Raw genomic sequence first — 16,424 nt, forward strand, 5'->3', positions numbered from 1 at the left:
CCGGCGGGCGCGCGGCCGCCCGCCGGCTTCCCGGCGCCCACCCGTCGCCCCGCCGTCAGGCGACGAAGGTGCGCGGCGCGTCCGTGCCGGTGCTCGCCCCGGTCTCCACGAGGCGCGCGGCCGCAGCCAGCCGGGCCGCCGCCTCGACGGCGACCGGGCCGCCGACGGTGAACGGCAGCCTTACGTACCCCTCGAACGCCCCGTCGACCCCGAAGCGGGGCCCCGAGGGCACCCGCACACCGACCCGTTCGCCGACCTCGGCGAGGCGTGAACCGGACAGTCCGCCGGTCCGCACCCAGAGCGTCAGCCCGCCGCGCGGTACCTCGAACTCCCAGCTGGGCAGCTGCGCGCGCACCGCCGCCACCAGCGCGTCCCGGTTCTCGCGCGCCTGGGCCCGCCGCAGAGCCACCGCCTCCTCCCAGCCGCCGGTCCGCATCAGCCAGTTGACGGCGAGCTGCTCCAGCACCGGGGTGCCGAGATCGGCGTACGCGCGAGCGGCGACCAGCGACCTGATCACGTCCGGCGCCGCGCGCACCCATCCGATCCGCATCCCCGCCCAGAAGGCCTTGCTGGCCGAGCCGACCGTGAGCACCGTGCTGCCCGCCGGGTCGAAGGCGCAGACCCGCCGCGGCATGTCGATGTCCGCTTCCAGATGCAGTTCGGACATGGTCTCGTCGACGACGAGCACCGTCCCCGCCGAGCGGGCGGCATCGACCAGCTGCCGCCGCTGGTCCTCGTCGGCCAGCGCGCCCGTCGGGTTGTGGAAGTCGGCGACGACATAGGCGAGCCGGGGGGCGGCGTCCCTGAGCACCTGGCGCCAGCGCCCCAGATCCCAGCCGGTCAGTCCCTCCGCCATGGCGACCGGCACCAGCCGGGCGCCCGCTTCCCGCATCAGCTGGAGGATGTTCGCGTACGAGGGCGACTCCACGGCGATCCGCTCGCCCCGGCCCGCGAAGAGATGGCAGATCGCGTCCATCGCGCCCATCGCGCCGGTGGTGACCATGATCTGTTCCGGCATGGTCGGAATGCCGCGCTCGGTGTAGCGGTCGGCGAGCATCTGCCGCAGCGCGGGAACTCCGGCCGGGTAGTCACCGTGGGTGTGCGCGTACGGCGTCAGCTCCTCCAGCGCCCCTCGCACCCCCCGGGTCAGCCAGGGCTCGGGGGCGGGCAGGGCGGCGGTGCCGAGGTCGATCATCGAGCCGAGCGACTCCGGCGGCAGCGGCTCCAGACCGCGCGCCGGCAGCGGATTCCCCGCCGGTACGGCGGTCCAGCTGCCCGCTCCCCGGCGCGATTCGAGGAACCCCTCGGCGCGCAGCGCCTCGTACGCGGCCGCCACGGTCGTCCGGCTCACGGACAGCGAGAGCGCCAGTTCGCGTTCGGCGGGAAGCCGGGCGGCGACGGGGACGCGGCCCTCCAGGACGAGCAGCCGGATGCCGTCGGCGAGCGCCCGGTAGGCCGGCGGCCTGCGGGTGCCGGGTCCGGCGGGCCGGGGCTGCTGGGCGTTGAGCTGCCGGGCGAGCTGAGCCGCCCCGACCGCCGAGGTCCACTGCGCCACTGAAATCAGTCCACCTTCCCCGAATTGGCCATGGTTGGCATCTTCCGGCCCGCCACAGAGTGTCGTGTATCAGTCCACCATCGCACCAGGGGGCAGCATCGTGTCCATCACCTCAGGCCGCCGGGGAAGGCGGCTCACCCGCCGGCTGTCGCAGCTCTACCTCGGGCTGGCGCTGTACGGGGCGAGTTCGGCGCTGCTGGTCCGCGGCGGCCTCGGGCTGGAGCCGTGGGGGGTCCTGCACCAGGGGCTGGCCGAGCTCACCGGGCTGACCATGGGGGTCGTCTCCATCATCGTGGGCGCCGTCGTACTGCTGCTCTGGATACCGCTCGGACAGCGGCCGGGGCTGGGCACCGTCTCCAATGTGTTCGCGGTCGGCATCGCCATGGACGCCACGCTCGCCCTCGTCCCCGACGGCCACGGGTGGGCCGTCCGGATCACGCTGATGACCTGCGGCATCGTCCTCAACGGCATGGCCACCGGGCTGTACATAGCCGCCCGCTTCGGCCCGGGGCCACGCGACGGTCTGATGACAGGACTGCACCGGCTGACCGGCCGCTCGGTCCGGCTGGTCCGTACGGCGATCGAGGTCGCCGTCGTCGCCACCGGCTTCGCGCTCGGCGGCTCGGTGGGGATCGGCACGGTGGCCTACGCCCTCGCCATCGGACCGCTCGCCCAGCTCTTCCTGCGCGTCTTCGACATCCCGCCGGCGGCCACCGGCAGCACGGCCGTCGCCGCCGGGTCACCGGAGCACGCCATACTGCGGCGGTGACTCGCGTACCCCACCCCTACCTGGACCGGCCGGCCCCGATCCCGTTCGCCCATCGCGGCGGCGCGGCGGACGGCCTCGAGAACACCGCGGCGGCGTTCCGCCGCGCGGCCGGACTCGGATACCGCTACTTCGAGACCGATGTGCACACCACCGCGGACGGCCGGCTCGTCGCCTTCCACGACGCGACCCTGGACCGGGTGACCGACGCGCGGGGCCGGATCCACGACCTCCCGTGGGACGAGGTGCGCCGGGCCAGGGTGGCGGGGAGCGAGCCGCTGCCGCTCTTCGAGGACCTGCTCGAAGAGTTCCCCGAGGCCCGCTGGAACGTGGACGTCAAGGCCGCGCCCGCCGTGGTCCCGTTGATCGATCTGATCCGCAGGACCGACAGCTGGGACCGGGTGTGCGTCGGCTCCTTCTCCGAGGCCCGGCTGGCCCGCGCGGTACGTCTCGCGGGCCCCCGGCTCGCCACCTCGTACGGGGTGCGGGGAGTGCTGGGCCTGCGGCTGCGCTCGTACGGCATCCCGGCCCCGGTCCGGCCGGGCGCCGTGTGCGCGCAGGTGCCCGAGACGCGGAGCGGTATCCGGGTGGTGGACGAGCGCTTCGTACGGATGGCGCACGCGCGCGGCCTTCAGGTCCATGTCTGGACGGTCAATGAGGCGGACCGGATGGAGGCGCTGCTCGATCTGGGCGTGGATGGCATCATGACCGATCAACTGGAGACGCTGCGCACGGTGTTCACCGCGCGGGGAGTCTGGCGATGACCGGGCAGGGTGCCCGCACAGGAGAGCGAGGGAGCGCGAGGTGACCGCCGGGACGGTGGACCGGGCCGATGAGGCGACGGACCGCAGACGCGAGCAGCGTGGCTGGTACTTCTACGATTTCGCGTGCTCCGTCTATTCGACGAGTGTGCTCACGGTCTTCCTCGGCCCGTATCTGACCTCGGTGGCGAAGGCGGCCGCCGACGCCGAGGGCTTCGTTCATCCGCTGGGCATCCCCGTGCGCGCGGGCTCGGTCTTCGCGTACGCGGTGTCCGTGTCGGTCGTGGTGGCGGTGCTGGTGATGCCGCTGGCGGGCGCGGCGGCGGACCGTACGGGACGCAAGAAGCCGCTGCTGGCCGCCGCCGCGTATCTGGGGGCGGCCGCCACGACGGCCATGTTCTTCCTGGACGGCGACCGCTATCTGCTGGGCGCGCTGCTGCTGATCGTGGCGAACGCCTCACTGTCCGTCTCGATGGTGCTCTACAACGCGTATCTGCCGCAGATCGCCGGGCCCGAGGAGCGGGACGCCGTCTCCTCCCGTGGCTGGGCCTTCGGCTACACCTCGGGCGCCTTCGTGCTGGTCCTCAATCTCGTGCTCTACACCGGCCATGAGTCGTTCGGTGTCTCCGAGTCGACGGCGGTACGGATCTGTCTGGCGTCGGCCGGCGTCTGGTGGGGGGCCTTCACGCTCGTCCCGCTGCGGCGGCTGCGCGACCGGAAGGTGCCGCGGAACGGCGAGGGGGCGGTGGGCACCGGCTGGCGGCAGCTGATGAACACCCTGCGGGACATGCGGCGCCATCCGCTGACGCTGTCCTTCCTGCTCGCCTACCTCGTGTACAACGACGGGGTACAGACGGTGATCTCGCAGGCCTCGATCTACGGCTCCGAGGAACTGGACCTGGACCAGACGACGCTGATCACCGCCGTCCTGCTGGTGCAGATCCTGGCGGTCGCGGGCGCGCTGGGCATGGGCAGGATGGCCAGATCGTACGGCGCCAAGCGCACCATTCTGGGCTCGCTGGCCGTCTGGACGCTGATCCTCGCGGCGGGCTATTTCCTGCCGTCCGGCGCACCGGGCGCGTTCTTCGCGCTGGCCGCGGCGATCGGTCTGGTGCTGGGCGGCAGCCAGGCGCTGTCCCGCTCGCTCTTCTCGCATCTAGTGCCGAGCGGGAAGGAGGCCGAGTACTTCTCGGCGTACGAGATGAGCGACCGGGGACTCAGCTGGCTGGGGCCACTGGTGTTCGGGCTCGCTTATCAGGTCACGGGGAGCTACCGGGATGCGATCATCTCGCTGGTGGTCTTCTTCGCGCTCGGGTTCGGCCTGCTGGCACGGGTGCCGATCAGACAGGCCATCGCGGCCGCGGGCAACCCCGTTCCCGAGCGGATTTAGACGTGGCAGTCAAAGGGCGGTAGTGTACGCGTTTGGCCTGCCAGGCGGACCGTTACTGCGAACCGCGGAAATGGAATCGCCGGGTGACATCTCCTGATAGATGTGACAAACCGGGCGCCGGTGGGTACAACAAGGGGCGGCACGACGGGCGACGCACGACCCGGAACGGGAATCTTTACCGCCGACCGGACGTTGACCGGATGACGACGACAGCGACACCTGTCCTGTGGGCGACAAGCCCGGGAGGCACGATTCATGAGTGAGCGAGCTCTCCGCGGCACGCGACTCGTGGTTACCAGCTACGAGACGGACCGCGGCATCGATCTGGCCCCGCGCCAGGCGGTGGAGTACGCATGCCAGAACGGACATCGATTTGAGATGCCGTTCTCGGTAGAGGCGGAAATTCCGCCGGAGTGGGAGTGCAAGGCGTGTGGCGCCCAGGCACTCCTGGTGGACGGGGATGGCCCCGAAGAGAAGAAGGGCAAGCCTGCGCGTACGCACTGGGACATGCTCATGGAGCGGCGCACACGCGAGGAGCTGGAGGAGGTGCTGGCCGAGAGGCTGGCCGTCCTGCGCTCCGGCGCCATGAACATCGCCGTGCATCCGCGGGACAGCCGGAAGTCCGCCTGACCGCGTAACCACCGCACACAACAAGCGATAACCGAACAAAGCCGCGGGCTGTGTCACACCGAGTGTGTGCCACAGCCCGCGGCTTTCTGTGCTCTCCGGCTTTCTGTGCCCCGCGGCTTTCTGTGCTGGGCGCCCCGTCAGGGGGTCAGCGGCGGGCGCGGGCCCTTGTCCTCGGGGTGGTTCGGGCGCCGGGGGCCGTCCTCCTTGATGACCTCGCCCTGGACCACCTTGCCGTCGGGCTGACGCATCCGGGCCTGCTGGAAGGCGTCACCCAGGCTGCCGGGAGGGGCCGCCGCGCTCATCCGCCGCTCCAGCGACCGTTCCGTGTACCGGCCGAGCGCCATCCGGACGGGCGGTACGAGCAGCAACAGGCCCAGCACATCGGTGATCAGTCCCGGCAGCATGATCAGCAGGCCGCCCAGCATGAGGAAGCCGTTGCCGGTGCTCCCGGTGCCGGTCTCCGGCGCGACGGCCTCCCCGGGGTGCTGCTCTTGCTGCCGCTGCTGGCGTTGCAGGGTCTCGGTCAGATTGCGGAAGGCCCGGCGGCCGGCCATCTTGATGACCACCGCTCCGAGCACGGCCGCGCCGACCAGCAGCAACAGGATGGTGAACCCGCCCGCCACATCGGCCACCAGGACCAGCAGCCAGATCTCCAGCACCAGCCAGACGGCGATGCCCAGGGGAATGAAGCTGCGGGCGCGGGAGCGCTTGGGAACGGGCCGGGGCGATTGCGCGGTCGTCATACCCCCAGTGTGCCTGGGCACGGGCCGGGACGGCGTCCGGGGGCGATCAAGGCGAGCGGGGCGAGCCAACCGGTCAGGGGGACTTCCGGCCGAGCAGCCGGTTCGCCCGGGACTCGACTCCCCAGGCGGTGACCCTCCAGAGGGCCTCGACGACGATGTCCCGGCTCATCTTCGAGTCGCCGCGCTCGCGCTCGACGAAGGTGATGGGCACCTCGACCACATGAAAGCCCCCCTCGACAGCGCGCCGGGCGAGGTCGACCTGGAAGCAGTAGCCCTGGGAGGCGACGGCGTCCAGGCCGAGCCCCTCCAGGGTCTCCGCGCGAAAGGCCCGGAAGCCGCCGGTGATGTCGCGGATCGGGACGCCGAGCAGGACCCGTGAGTAGGTGCTGCCGCCGCGTGAGAGCAGCTTCCGGGTCGTGGGCCAGTTGACGACCCGTCCGCCCGGCATCCAGCGCGAGCCGAGGACGAGATCGGCGCCCTTGAGCGCGGTCAGCAGGCGGGGCAGTTCCTCGGGCTGATGGGAGCCGTCGGCGTCCATCTCGACGAGGACGCCGTAGCCGTGCTCGATGCCCCAGCGGAAGCCGGCCAGATAGGCGGCGCCGAGCCCTTCCTTGCCTTTCCGGTGCAACACCTTGACCTGGCTGTCCTGGACGGCCAGTTCGTCGGCGATCTTGCCGGTGCCGTCGGGGCTGTTGTCGTCGGCGATGAGGATGTCGGCCGCCGGCACCGCGGCGCGCACCCGGGAGACGATCGGCTTGATGTTCTCGGCCTCGTTGAAGGTCGGGATGATCACCAACGTTGTGCCCAGCGGGCCGTACCGCCTCTGACCGCCGTCGTTCACTGCTGCCCCTTAGTCGCCGTACGCGGATGCCCACCTTAGCGAGCACGCGACACCCCACGACCACGGTGGTCGTGGGGTGTCGGTGGGAGACGAGGGGCGATGTCCGGAGATGGCGGACAGAACCGGAGATGTTGCACCCCGTACGCACTCATGAACTGCGGATCGGGGCCCGGCGTCCTTCGGGCCGACCTGGAACCCGCTGGCTGCGGGTCGACCGAAAGCCGTTGTCTACTGAACGCCGGGCCCCACCCGGGTCGCACCTACCGGCCGGCTCGATCCTTCCCTCGCCCCCGAGACGTGGGTGCTGGACCTGGCTCCCAGTGGTGGTGCGCCGGTGCGGCACACCGCCCCATGGCCCAGCGGGCGTTCGACGACTGCGTGGAGGTTGCCGGACGGACGTCCTGTGGTGGACTCGGCCGAACCTACCCGGCGGTGGCTGCTTACTGTCAATAGCCGTTTGACCTGCGGCGTTTGCCTAAATCAGCAGGTCAGTGGGGAAGATCCGCAGGTGGCGGCAGAGGGTGGCGGGCATCGGTCGGCGGTACGAAATGTCCGCACGTCACTCGTTCGGGCGCACGAATACCGTTTGTCCCGCGACGACGGTCCGCAGGCACTCGGGCAGCGGCCGGCCCGGCGTGAGATCCGGCAGTCCAGGCGTCCCGGAGCGCGGATCGGTGGACCAGCGCGACACCCGGTCGTCGGGGGCCTGGACGACCAGTTCGCCGGTGCGCCAGACGGCGTAGTCGGCGGGGGCGCCCGGCACGAGCGTACCGGCGTCGTCGCGGCCGACGGCCCGCCGGCCGCCGCGGGTATGGGCGGTGAACGCGGCCCTGACCGAGATCCTGTGTTCGGGGGTGCGGTGGAAGGCGGCGGCCCTGACGGTGCCCCACGGGTCCAGCGGGGTGACGGGGCTGTCGGACCCGAAGGCCAGCGGGACGCCGGCGCGCAGCAGCGCCGCGTACGGATTGAGCGTGCGGGCGCGCTCGGCGCCGAGCCGGCGCGCGTACATCCCGTCCTCGCCGCCCCAGAACGCGTCGAAGGCGGGCTGGACGGAGGCGGTGAGTCCCAGCTCCGCGAAGGCGGCGATCGTCTCGGGGGTGAGCATCTCGGCGTGCTCGACGCGGTGCCTGGCGGCCCTGATACGCGCCAGGCCGAGGCGCTCGGCCGCGGCCCGTACCCCCGCGACGACCGTGCTGATCGCGGCGTCACCGATGGCGTGGAAGCCGGCCTGGAGCCCGGCCTCGGTGCAGGCGACGACATGGACCGCGACGGCCGCCGCGTCGAGATGGGCGGTGCCGGTGTGCGGGGCATCGGCGTACGGGGCGTGCAGGGCGGCGGTGTGGGAACCGAGGGATCCGTCGACGAAGAGATCGCCGGCGGCGCCGACGGCGCCCAGCTCACGGACGCGGCGGGCGCCCTTCTCGTCGGTGATGTGTTCGGCCCAGTAGCCATGGACCCGCGGTCCCGGCTCCTCGTCCGCGAGCGCCAGCAGGGAGGTGAAGTCCTCCTCGTCGGAAATATCCGGCCCCGCGCACTCGTGGAGCGCGCCGATACCGAGCGAGGCCGCCCGGTGGCGGGCGGCCCGCTGCGCCTCGGTGCGCTGGCGCGGGGTGATGGCCGCGTGGGCCGCGGCGCGCACGGCGTGGTGGGCGGCGCCGGTCAGCGGGGCGTCCGGGTGGTAGCCGGTGAGGGAGGTGACGCCGGGGACGAGGTCGAGCAGCGCGGTGGTGACCACGGCCGAGTGAACGTCGACGCGCGGCAGATAGAGCGGCCGGGCGCCGGCGGCGTCGTCCAGTTCGGCGCGGGAGGGTGGGCGCTGTTCTGGCCAGCGGGTGGAGTCCCAGCCGTGGCCCAGGAGCACGCGGTCGCCGGAGCGGGGGTCCGGGTGTGTGTGCGCGTCCACGTTCGCGTCTGCGGCGCGGTGAGCGCGGATCAGGTCGAGCGCCTCCGTCAGGCTCCGGGCGCCGGACAGGTCGAGTCCGGTGAGGGCGAGGCCGGTCGCCGTGGTGTGGACATGGGCGTCGGTGAACGCCGGGGTGACGAGCGCGCCTTCGAGGTCGATGACCTCGTCCACGCCGGAGGCGAAGGCGTCGGCCGCGCCTTCGGAGCCGACCCAGGCGACATGGCCGCGTTCGACGACCATGGCGGTGGCGAAGGGGTCGGCGGGGCTGTGGACTTCTCCACCGCGCAGGAGGACGGTGCGGTGGTGGTTCTGGGGGGCGGTGCGGTCGGTCATGGTGACCAGTCTGGCGGGTGTGTTCCGGCGTGCGGGGGTGGGGGCCGGTCCGGTGGGGGTGCGGTGCGCCTCCGGCGGGGGTGGTGGTGCGGTTCGCCGTCCGGCGGGGGTGGGGGCCGGTCCGGTTGGGGTGCGGGGGTCGCGGGCTCCGGAGGTGTGTGTCCGGACTGCATGATTTACGGCGCCGTGCGGCTCGTTTGTCGGGTGCGGCTTGTGTGCGCCGACAAATCACGCTTTACGTCCGGACACACACCTCCTGCGCCCCCACCCCCCCTCCCGCCGGTGGGCCGCGTCCCGCACATCCGACCGCCCGTCTCCACGACCGCCGGCGAGTGAGCCGAAGGGCGCGCCGCTGTCGAAAGGGAGAACGCGCACAGGTTCGCGAGGAACAAGCGAACCGAGCACGATCGACCGTCGACAGTGGCACAAAGCGCCCGGAGGCGAACCGAGCCTCAAAAAAGAGGAGTGCACGGTCGACTGTCGACAGTGGCATAAAGCGCCCCGGAGGCGAACCGAGCCCTAAAAAAGAGGGGCTCGGGATTCGTAGGGGGTGGAGAGGACCACCGTGGTTCGGGTGGAGACGCCGGCCAGGGAGCGGATGCGGGTGAGCAGGTGCTCCAGTTCCAGTGGGGTGGAGACCCGTACCTTCAGGATGTAGTTCTCGTCGCCCGCCACGCTGTGGCACGCCTCGATCTCGGCGATTTCCGCGAGGCGTTCCGCGATGTCGTCGGGGGCGCTGGGGTCGAACGGTTTCACCGAGATGAACGCGGTGAGCGGCAGGCCGACGGCCTCCGGGTCGACGACCGCCGCGTAGCCGCGGATGACGCCGCGTTGTTCCAGGCGGCGTACCCGCTGATGCACCGCCGAGGTGGACAGGCCGGTGGCCTTGCCCAGGTCGGTGTAGCTCATCCGGCCGTCCTTGACGAGCAACTCCACGATCTGACGATCCAGCTCCTCCATACGGATCAACCTATTGCCCCGGGTCGCCTCCGGCACAGTCGGAGGCGGCTCCGGGGGGTACCTGCGGGGGGCATGTGACGAAGACCACAGATTTGTGGGACGGTCGTTCGAGACGTCACGATTACGCGGCTCGCGCGAAGGGAATTGCTTGGTGTGGTCGAGACCACAAGTGCCTGGTCGGCCCACCCGAGGGGGAATGTCTCCATGCAGAGCCTGAAGCGCACCGGACGCACAGAACCGGAGCCCGTTGATCTTGTCGAGGCCGACGAGTTCGACTTCTACGACACCTTCGAGATGTACCGGGTCGTCTGCCCGGACTGTGTGCAGCCGATCGCGCTGCTGGCGGACGAGGACGTCCTGCCGGAGCACGCGCTGTGCCCCACGCCGTGGAATCCGTTCGTGCTCTCGGTGTGTGCCGGTACGGGCCGTTCGGCGGCGGACGCGCGGCCCGCTGACGCGTCGCCCGAGGCTCAGGAGCAGGACACCGCACTGCTGCTGACGCTGCCTCAGGGGCTTGACTGGAGGACGCAGCCCTTCTCGCACATGGGCGGTCCGGGCTCGCGTCCGTTCAAGCAGATGCGCGACGCCGCGTAGGACCCGCAAGACCCCGGCGCGACCGCTGACCGCAGGTCAGAAAGCGTGCCGGGGGACCTGCCGACTGTCCGTCAGCGCGTCTCGGGGCCCGCGAGATGCCGCGCGATCACCAAGCGCTGGATCTGGTTGGTGCCTTCCACGATCTGCAGGACCTTCGCCTCGCGCAGGTAGCGCTCCGCCGGGAAGTCGGTGGTGTAGCCGTAGCCGCCCAGCACCTGAACGGCGTCGACGGTGACCGCCATCGCCGCGTCCGTGCAGAACAGCTTGGCCATGGCGGCCTGTTGGGAGAACGGGCGGCCCGCGTCCCGCAGCCGCGCGGCGGCGAGATAGAGCGACCGTCCGGCCTCGATCCGGGTGGCCATGTCGGCGAGCAGGAAGCGCAGTCCCTGGAAGTCCGCGATGGGCCTGCCGAACTGCCGTCGTCCCGTGGCGTATCCGACGGCCTCGTCCAGGGCCGCCTGGGCCAGACCGATGGCGCAGGCGGCGATGCCGAGCCGGCCCGAGTCGAGCGCCGACAGCGCGATGGCGAAGCCCTGTCCCTCGTCGCCGAGCCGGCGGTCACCGGCCACCCGTACGCCGTCGAAGTGGAGTTGGGCGGTGGGCGAGCCCTTCATGCCCATCTTCTTCTCGGGGGCGGCCGCGTGCAGGCCGGGCGCGTCGCCGGGTACCAGGAACGCCGTGATGCCCCGTGCGCCCTCGCCGCCCGTGCGGGCCAGCACGGTGTAGAAGTCCGCGATACCGCCATGGGTGATCCAGGCCTTGGTGCCGGTGATGACCCAGTCGTCGCCGTCCCGTACGGCCTTCGTACGGAGCGAGGCGGCGTCCGAGCCCGAGGCGGGCTCGGAGAGGCAGTAGGCGCCGAGGAGGCCGCCGCTCAGCATGGCGGGGAGGTGCTCCGCCTGCTGCTCCTTGCTGCCGTAGCCGGCGAGGGCATGGCAGGCGAGGGTGTGCACGCTGGCGCCGAGACCGACGGTGAGCCGGGCGGCGGCCAGCTCTTCGAGTACCTGGAGATAGACCTCGTACGGCTGGTCCCCGCCGCCGAGGGCGGAGTCGTAGGGGAGGCCGAGCAGGCCCGAGGCGGAGAGAAGTCTGAAGAGTTCGCGCGGAAAGTGGCTCGCCTCTTCCTCCTCGGCCGCCCTGGGGGCGATCTCCCGCTGGATGATGTCGCGTACGAGGGCGACGAGGTGCGTGGACTCCTCGGTGGGCAGTTGACGTTCCACCGGCTGCGGGGCGCGGTCGGGCATGGCGGCGCTCTCCTCCCTGTCGGGGCGCTACGGCGGTCGCGCGCGCAGGGTGTGGCAGCGCCGCCGGCTGAGGTCCGGGGGTATCCCCGGACGGCAATTCTGCCCAGCCGATGCTGCCCTCCCGGATCACGGAAGCGGCTGACCAGCGGCTGTGGCGCGTTGAGTATGCCCGATCGGCGGGCTTCCGTCACGGGTGCAAAGTGTCCCTCCGGCGCGGCGGAACTTGGTCCGAACCATTGACCCCAGTGGTCTAGTCCTTCTAACGTCCCCCTGAACGTATTTCGCGTTCATGCCAAGTCGACGTCATCGCCGACCGATTTCCCCCACTCGCTCTTCCTCCCCCACGAGGAGACACCATGCTCGGACTTCACCGCCCCCGCTTGCGGGCGCTGGTCGCCGCCGCCTGTACCGCCGCTCTCGGTGTGACCCTGCTCGCCGGAGCGGGCAGCGCCTCGGCCGGGGGGACCACTGCCCCCGCCGCCGCTGCCGCGCCTGCCGCCGCGGGCGACAAGGTGGTCGGTTACTTCACCAACTGGGGTGTGTACGACCGGAATTATCACGTCAAGAACATCGAGACCTCGGGCTCCGCCGACAAGCTCACGCACATCAACTACGCCTTCGGCAATGTCACCGGCGGAAAGTGCGTGATCGGCGACTCGTACGCGGACTACGAGAAGGCGTACACCGCCGACCAGAGCGTGGACGGCGCCGCCGATACCTGGGACCAGCCGCTGCGCGGCAACTTCAACCAGCTGCGCAAGCTCAAGGCGCTCCACCCCGGTCTCAAGGTCATCTGGTCGTTCGGCGGCTGGTCCTGGTCCGGCGGCTTCACCGAGGCGGCGAAGAACCCGGCCGCCTTCGCGGAGTCCTGCCGCGCCCTGGTCGAGGACCCGCGCTGGGCCGATGTCTTCGACGGCATCGACATCGACTGGGAGTACCCCAACGCCTGCGGTCTGACCTGCGACACCAGCGGGCCCGACGCGTTCAGGAACGTCGCGTCCGCGCTGCGCGGCCAGTTCGGTTCCGACCTGGTGACGGCGGCCATCACGGCCGACGGCTCGGACGGCGGGAAGATCGACGCCACCGACTACGCCGGCGCGGCGCAGTACCTCGACTGGTACAACCCGATGACGTACGACTTCTTCGGTGCCTTCGCGGCGCAGGGCCCCACCGCCCCGCACTCGCCGCTCACCTCCTACGAGGGCATTCCGACGGAGGGCTTCAACTCCGACGCGGCCATCAGCAAGCTCAAGGGCCTCGGCATCCCGTCCGAGAAGCTGCTGCTCGGCATCGGCTTCTACGGACGCGGCTGGACCGGCGTCACCCAGTCGGAGCCGGGCGGCACCGCGACGGGCGCCGCTCCGGGTACGTACGAGGCGGGCATCGAGGACTACAAGGTCCTCAAGAACAGCTGCCCGGCCAACGGGACGGTCGCGGGCACCGCGTACGCCTTCTGCGGCAACCAGTGGTGGAGCTACGACACCCCCGCCACCATCGCCGGGAAGATGGCGTACAAGAACCAGCAGGGCCTGGGCGGCACGTTCTTCTGGGAGCTGAGCGGGGACACCGCCAACGGTGAACTGATCAAGTCCATCAGCTAGTCGCGCTATTGCCGCGAGCGAGACTCGTCGGGGGCGGGGTGCCTGTTCGGCCCCCGCCCCCGGCGTCATGTTTCCGGCGAGTCCTGGGGCGGGGCGATGCCCGTGAACGGGCGCCAGTCGGGATCCCGCGGCGGCGCCGGACACTCCGGTGCGAACTCCTCGATGGTGTCCAGCGTATGACGCAGCATCCGCACCAGCAGATCGCGCGGGATCTCCAGCGTCAGTTCCTGATGGCCCAGCCATTCCAGCGTGAGCCACTCGACGCTGCTGAGCCAGCCGAGCAGCGCGAGCCGGGCGATCGGCGGGATGTCCTGGCGGCCGTAGGCGCCTTCGGCGATCGTGGCGACCAGTCCGGTGCGTACGGCGTCGCGGATCGCCTGCACCTCTGTGTCGAAGCCGACGCCGCCCGTGACGATGGTGCGGTACGCCGCCTCGTTGTGCTGGGCGAACGAGAGATAGGCCTCGACCGTGCGCTGCACGCGCTGGGTGCGCGGCAGGTCGGCGCCGGTGGCGGCGAGCGTGACCAGCTCCGCGACCGAGTCCTCGACGATGGCGAGGTAGTAGCCGCGCTTGTTGTTGAAGTAGTAGTAGATCAGCCCCTTCGCCACCCCCGCGTGCTGCGCGATGTCATCCATCGACAGTGCGTCGTACGAGGTGTTGGCGAACAACTTCCGCCCGGTGGTGATGAGTTCGGAGCGCCGTATCTCCGACCGTTCGGTCGCGCCACGCTGCTGCCTACGGTTCACGTTCGGGTCCTGCTCTCCGGCCGTCACAGATTCCGCAGTATGGCAGAGCCGCGTGTGACGCCCGCAGGGCGGTGAGCCGCGGCCGGCCCGGGAGATGGTCTCTCACCTCCGGGGCCGGCCGCGGGCCCGTCAGAGCAGGCCCACCGACGTGAGGGCGCGGCGCTGGGCCGAGGTCGGCTGCGCCGGCCAGTAGACGTAACAGACACCGCCCGTGCCGGACACCACCGTGCCGGCCGCGTTGTGCCGTTTGGTCCGCAGCCAGATCGTCTCCCACTCGGAGCGGCGGTAGACCCGGCGCACCGCCGGGTTGTCGGGCGAGGCCGGGTCGTTGGCGATCACGTCGCCGCCGGCCGTGAAGCCGATCACGGTCATCAGATGGCCGGAGGTCCCGTAGCCGGCTCCCGTCAGCTCCTCCTTGAGGAAGGACTGCGAGGTGATGACGGGGATGCCCGCGCGGATGAGGGTCTCCACGTCGGTGAGCGAGCCGAGCCGGGTGACGGCGGCGCTCATGTCCCGGTACGTGGCGGCGTACGCGGCGTTGAAGGGCCAGTTGCCGCAGCCGTCGTACTGGTAGTCGAAGGTGAACCGGGCGGCGTGGCAGACCTGGGGGTCGGCGAAGGCCGGATTCACCCAGGCGAGATCCGCGGCGGTGGGCTTGCGCCCCCAGTATTCGATGATCATCTGCGAGGAGGTGGGGCTGCACCAGGCCTCGCCGCCGTTGTCGTACTCCGGGTACTGCCCGGCGTGGACGTTCTGCGAGTAGCGCGGCACGGTCAGCTCGCGGGCGAGCCCCGGCGTGGAGGCCGGGACGGTGAACCGGTCGGGGATGTCCGAGGCCATCGCGCCGGCCCGGTGGACCACCGGTGTGAGCCGGGTGCCCGGCTTGCGGTAGAGGGTCAGCCGCAGCTGGTACGAGGCGAGGCGGAGCCCGCTCGCCGCGTCGTCCACCGAGAAGGTGTCGGTCCAGATGCTGCTGCGCCCGTCGGTCTGGTCGTCGACGGAGGTGCGCCTGATGTCACCGTCGCCGTCTCCCGAGCTCCAGCGGCCCATGACGTACCACGGCGTGGCGGTGTTGTCCGAGTAGCGGCCGCTCAGTTCGATCTGGAGCCAGGTGCCGGCCGGGGTCTCGGCGTTCCAGGAGGCGATCACCTCGGTGGCGGGGACAGCCGAGCGGTGGAGCGGCGAGGTCCAGGTCGCGTACTCCCAGCTGGCGCTTTTGCCGGTGTGCGGATCGGCGTAGTCGGTTCGGCCCGCCGGGGTGCCGATGACCAGCGCGGGACGGGTGCCGGACACGGCCCGGGTGCCCCGGGCCGTACCGGAGCGCCAGTCGGCGTACGAGGTCCAGAAGGCGTTGTCCACGAGAGGCGTGGCGCGGGCGGCCGCCGACGGGGCGGCGGCCGCCGGAGCGGCGGACACCGCGCCGGCTCCCGCCGCGGCCGCGAGAGCGGCGGCGAGCACGGTTCTGCGCGAAGTGGGACTGGTCATGGGGACCTCCGGTCGAAGGCGGAGAGACGGCGGCTGCTCGGCAGTCGCCCACTATTGCGGTTCGTGGCGGGCTTCTGCCAGCGATTCGCGTCGCGTCGGCCGAACAATATTGGTCTCTACCAGTGGCGTGACCTGCGGTGGTACGGCGGACCGCGGCCGACCCGCGCGCGGGCGACTCGTAGGGTGGGCCGGGTGGAAGAGCCGACCGAGGCCGTGGGGCCCCCTGACCGCGCCATCGATGACGCCGTGGTGGCGCGGCTGCGCGCCCTGCCGCCCTCCTGCGGCCCTGTCCGGCTGATCGCCGTCGACGGCCACGCGGGCTCCGGCAAGAGCACCTTCGCGGCGCGGCTCGCGGCGGCGCTGGACGGCGCGCCCGTACTGCGTCTCGACGACCTGGCGACGCACGAAGAGCTCTTCGCGTGGACGGAGCGGCTGGCCGCGCAGGTGCTCGAACCGCTCTCGCGGGGCCGTACCGCGCACTACGCGCCGTACGACTGGACGCTGCGGCGCTTCACCGCACCGCGCTCCCTGGACCCGGCGCCCGCCGTGATCATCGAAGGCGTGGGGGCCGGCCGGCGGGCGCTGCGGCCGTCTCTCGCCCGGCTGCTCTGGATGGACCGGGGCGCGGCGGAGTCCTGGGAGCGGGGGCGACGGCGGGACGGCCCCGCGCAGTCCGCTTTCTGGGACGGCTGGACACCGGCGGAGATCCGCCATTTCGCGGCGGACCCGTCCCGCCCCTTCGCCGATGCTCTGGTACGTGAGGGACGGGAGGGGTACGTGGTGCGCCCGGGGCCCTCTGCGACAGCACGGCCGAACCGGTCCCTCACCCACGGTGATCGAATTCCGCCACCATACTGAACAGTCGGAAATCG

At 71.3% G+C, this 16,424-nt stretch carries 15 protein-coding genes; 7 read left to right on the top strand and 8 right to left on the bottom strand.

Annotated features, from left to right (window positions below; translation table 11 throughout):
* Positions 1-55 precede the first annotated feature (55 nt).
* Entirely contained in the window at positions 56-1,555 is a 1,500-nt protein-coding gene (locus ACZ6MZ_RS29730) for an SCO1417 family PLP biosynthesis transcription factor (protein ID WP_469355453.1), read from the bottom strand.
* 100 nt (positions 1,556-1,655) lie between these two features.
* Between ACZ6MZ_RS29730 and yczE the strand changes: the two genes are divergently transcribed.
* The 4 genes from yczE (at position 1,656) to ACZ6MZ_RS29750 (ending at position 5,102) form a co-directional block, all read left to right on the top strand.
* The gene (gene yczE / locus ACZ6MZ_RS29735; RefSeq protein ID WP_469355456.1) at positions 1,656-2,324 is read left to right on the top strand and encodes a membrane protein YczE; all 669 of its coding nucleotides are present in this window, start codon (positions 1,656-1,658) and stop codon (positions 2,322-2,324) included.
* Positions 2,321-3,085, top strand: coding sequence for a glycerophosphodiester phosphodiesterase (locus ACZ6MZ_RS29740; protein WP_469355458.1), 765 nt, complete (start codon positions 2,321-2,323; stop codon positions 3,083-3,085). Before yczE ends, ACZ6MZ_RS29740 begins: the two co-directional genes overlap by 4 nt.
* A gap of 40 nt (positions 3,086-3,125) precedes the next feature.
* Positions 3,126-4,472: an MFS transporter gene (locus ACZ6MZ_RS29745; RefSeq protein WP_384188726.1), complete on the top strand. Its 1,347-nt coding sequence runs from the start codon at positions 3,126-3,128 to the stop codon at positions 4,470-4,472.
* Between the two features lie 255 nt (positions 4,473-4,727).
* Positions 4,728-5,102, top strand: coding sequence for an RNA polymerase-binding protein RbpA (locus tag ACZ6MZ_RS29750; protein ID WP_003959706.1), 375 nt, complete (start codon positions 4,728-4,730; stop codon positions 5,100-5,102).
* Positions 5,103-5,239: 137 nt separating this feature from the next.
* On the opposite strand, the gene fxsA is transcribed toward ACZ6MZ_RS29750, so the two are convergent.
* The 4 genes from fxsA to ACZ6MZ_RS29770 all read right to left on the bottom strand — a co-directional run bounded on the left by fxsA (position 5,240) and on the right by ACZ6MZ_RS29770 (position 9,882).
* The gene (gene fxsA / locus ACZ6MZ_RS29755) at positions 5,240-5,845 is read right to left on the bottom strand and encodes an FxsA family membrane protein (RefSeq protein WP_469355460.1); all 606 of its coding nucleotides are present in this window, start codon (positions 5,843-5,845) and stop codon (positions 5,240-5,242) included.
* 73 nt (positions 5,846-5,918) lie between these two features.
* On the bottom strand, positions 5,919-6,686 hold the full coding sequence (locus ACZ6MZ_RS29760) for a polyprenol monophosphomannose synthase (protein ID WP_389792072.1): 768 nt from the start codon (positions 6,684-6,686) through the stop codon (positions 5,919-5,921).
* Positions 6,687-7,245: 559 nt separating this feature from the next.
* Positions 7,246-8,922: an amidohydrolase gene (locus ACZ6MZ_RS29765; protein ID WP_469355462.1), complete on the bottom strand. Its 1,677-nt coding sequence runs from the start codon at positions 8,920-8,922 to the stop codon at positions 7,246-7,248.
* Positions 8,923-9,441: 519 nt separating this feature from the next.
* Positions 9,442-9,882, bottom strand: a complete 441-nt coding sequence (locus ACZ6MZ_RS29770; protein WP_384330287.1) for an Lrp/AsnC family transcriptional regulator — start codon at positions 9,880-9,882, stop codon at positions 9,442-9,444.
* A gap of 204 nt (positions 9,883-10,086) precedes the next feature.
* On the opposite strand from ACZ6MZ_RS29770, the gene ACZ6MZ_RS29775 reads away from it, so the two are divergent.
* Complete coding sequence (locus tag ACZ6MZ_RS29775) at positions 10,087-10,476, top strand: hypothetical protein (RefSeq protein ID WP_389792067.1); 390 nt, start codon at positions 10,087-10,089, stop codon at positions 10,474-10,476.
* A gap of 71 nt (positions 10,477-10,547) precedes the next feature.
* Here ACZ6MZ_RS29775 and ACZ6MZ_RS29780 read toward each other — a convergent pair whose 3' ends face one another.
* Positions 10,548-11,720 (bottom strand): acyl-CoA dehydrogenase family protein, encoded by a 1,173-nt coding sequence (locus ACZ6MZ_RS29780; RefSeq protein WP_389792065.1) that lies wholly within the window; start codon positions 11,718-11,720, stop codon positions 10,548-10,550.
* Between the two features lie 356 nt (positions 11,721-12,076).
* Here ACZ6MZ_RS29780 and ACZ6MZ_RS29785 point away from each other — a divergent pair, with 356 nt between their 5' ends.
* Positions 12,077-13,321 carry a glycoside hydrolase family 18 protein gene (locus ACZ6MZ_RS29785; RefSeq protein WP_389792063.1) on the top strand — a complete coding sequence of 415 codons (1,245 nt, stop codon included), beginning with the start codon at positions 12,077-12,079 and terminating at the stop codon, positions 13,319-13,321.
* A gap of 65 nt (positions 13,322-13,386) precedes the next feature.
* On the opposite strand, the gene ACZ6MZ_RS29790 is transcribed toward ACZ6MZ_RS29785, so the two are convergent.
* Together ACZ6MZ_RS29790 and ACZ6MZ_RS29795 are read right to left on the bottom strand one after the other, a co-directional pair.
* Positions 13,387-14,067, bottom strand: coding sequence for a TetR/AcrR family transcriptional regulator (locus ACZ6MZ_RS29790; protein WP_384188710.1), 681 nt, complete (start codon positions 14,065-14,067; stop codon positions 13,387-13,389).
* 129 nt (positions 14,068-14,196) lie between these two features.
* Positions 14,197-15,552 (bottom strand): peptidase C39 family protein, encoded by a 1,356-nt coding sequence (locus ACZ6MZ_RS29795; protein ID WP_469355465.1) that lies wholly within the window; start codon positions 15,550-15,552, stop codon positions 14,197-14,199.
* Positions 15,553-15,786: 234 nt separating this feature from the next.
* Here ACZ6MZ_RS29795 and ACZ6MZ_RS29800 point away from each other — a divergent pair, with 234 nt between their 5' ends.
* Positions 15,787-16,410, top strand: a complete 624-nt coding sequence (locus ACZ6MZ_RS29800; RefSeq protein WP_389787456.1) for a uridine kinase family protein — start codon at positions 15,787-15,789, stop codon at positions 16,408-16,410.
* The last annotated feature ends 14 nt before the right edge of the window (positions 16,411-16,424 follow it).

The organism is Streptomyces sp. NPDC042201, assembly GCF_055582185.1.